Consider the following 1,916-nt stretch of genomic DNA (forward strand, 5'->3'; position numbering starts at 1 on the left):
CCGATTCCTTGGCGTCCCGCGCTGCTCGTCGGCATGTGCTCGGCACACTGTCGATCGGCAATGTGCTGATCGTGCAGGTCTCCAACCACACCCGCCGCACCGTCGAGGAGCACGACGCCGCCCGACGGATCATGTACGCGGCCAAGGCCGATTCCGCGCTGCCCAAGGGATACGGTCGGGCGCTGCTTGCCCTCCACGACAAGCGCCCGTTCGTGCAGACGGCCGACGAGATCGCCCAGGCCGCCGCGGAGGTGCGCGACCCGAATTACCGGATCGTGACCGCCGCAGACGGGATCCACCTCTACAATCGCGACATCCACAGGGTCGGCACCGACGCGATGGCCTTCTTCCCCGAACTCGATGTGGCCAGCGACGGCGCCCACGCCTTCTATCTCGGCGCCGAACTGGCCAAGGCGGAGACGGCGTGGCGGCTTGGCAAGCGCTACGTCCAGGACGAGGCGCTCGACTGGGGCTGCGCCGCCGACGCCGACATCGAGGATGCCACCGCCTTCAAGAAGGCCGGCCATACCCGGCATTCGGGACCCGATGCGCCGCCACCTGGGACACGCGATGCCCGGCTGGCCGGGCCCGAGGCCGGCGCAACGCCGCCCGAGACCATTCCCGAAGCCCAGGTGCGGGCCGAGGCCGTGCCCGAGCGTCCGCAGGACCCGCCGACGAAGCTGGTCTGCGGGCGCCTCGTCCCCGCCGACAAGGCGTGAGGCCATGCCGCTGATCCTCGAGACCATCGTCACGACCCTGTCCCCGGCGGGCGAACTGCACCTCGTTCCGTTCGGACTGATCGGCGAGGATGACGGCTACGTCCTCGCGCCGTTCCGGCCGTCGCCGACCATCGCCAATCTGGAGGCCAACCCCTGCTTCGCAGCCTCGAGCCCCCGCGACATCCGGGTGATCGCCGGCGCGGTGACCGGCCGACGCGAATGGCCGACGCTGCCCTGCACGGCAATCGAGGGCCGCCGCCTCGCCGACAGTTTCGGCCACGCGGAGTTCGCCGTCGCCGCCGTCGAGGCCCACGAGACGCGGCCGCGCTTCCGCGGCCGCGTGGTCCACAGCGCCGCGCACGCGCCGTTCATCGGCTATAACCGCGCGCAGGCCGCCGTCCTCGAAGGCGCCATTCTTTCGACCCGGCTCCACATGCTGGAGCCCGATAAGGTGTTGACGGAGATGGCCTACCTCGCCATCGCCATCGGCAAGACCGCTGGGCCGCGCGAGCGCGAGGCCTGGGGTTGGATCGAGGACAAGGTCGCGGCGGCGCTCGGCCCCGAGGCGCGCGTTCTCGATCGCGACGACCGCTGAGGGCGGGAGGAGAAGGACAAGATGAAGAAAATCACCCTGGCCCTGGCGGCCACGGCCGCCCTAGTGGCGGCTACCGCGCAGGCCCACGGCCCAACCCGGCGCAAGATCACCGAGTCGATCGAGATCAACGCCCCCGCCGACAAGGTCTGGGCCGTGCTCGGCGATATGAAGAATTCCGACTGGATGCAGAACGTCACCAAGACGGAGCTCAACGGCGATCCGGCCGGCAAGTTCAAGCGTGTCCTGACCCTGAAGAACGGCGATCAGATCCAGGAGACCAGCAACAAGTACAAGCCCGATGACAAGCTGTTCTCCTATTACATCGACAAGGTCGACGTGAAGGATCTTCCGGCGAACGACTACTCGGCGACGATCACGGTCGAGCCCGAGGGCAACGACAAGTCGAAGGTCGAGTGGAAGGCGGCCTTCTATCGCGGCTACATGAACAACGATCCGCCGCCGGATCTGAACGACGAGGCTTCCGAGAAGGGCGTCGGCGACTGGATCAAGGCGAGCCTCGCCAACCTGAAGGCAAAGGTCGAGAAGGGCTCGTGAGCCTGTCTCGGGGGCGCGCGGCCCTCGCCCGCGGCCTCGTTCTCATC

Annotated in this window: 2 protein-coding genes and 1 pseudogene; all 3 read left to right on the forward strand. The window is 68.3% G+C overall.

Annotation, left to right across the window (positions count from 1 at the left end; translation table 11 throughout):
• A pseudogene (locus I53_RS04280) lies at positions 1–719 on the forward strand (dihydropteroate synthase); the annotation flags it as partial.
• A 4-nt stretch (positions 720–723) separates the two neighbouring features.
• Complete coding sequence (locus I53_RS04285; RefSeq protein ID WP_043347043.1) at positions 724–1,314, forward strand: DUF447 domain-containing protein; 591 nt, start codon at positions 724–726, stop codon at positions 1,312–1,314.
• Between the two features lie 21 nt (positions 1,315–1,335).
• Complete coding sequence (locus I53_RS04290) at positions 1,336–1,869, forward strand: SRPBCC family protein (protein ID WP_043347045.1); 534 nt, start codon at positions 1,336–1,338, stop codon at positions 1,867–1,869.
• The last annotated feature ends 47 nt before the right edge of the window (positions 1,870–1,916 follow it).

The sequence above is a fragment of the Methylobacterium sp. B1 genome, from assembly GCF_000333255.1.
Lineage (GTDB): Bacteria > Pseudomonadota > Alphaproteobacteria > Rhizobiales > Beijerinckiaceae > Methylobacterium > Methylobacterium fujisawaense.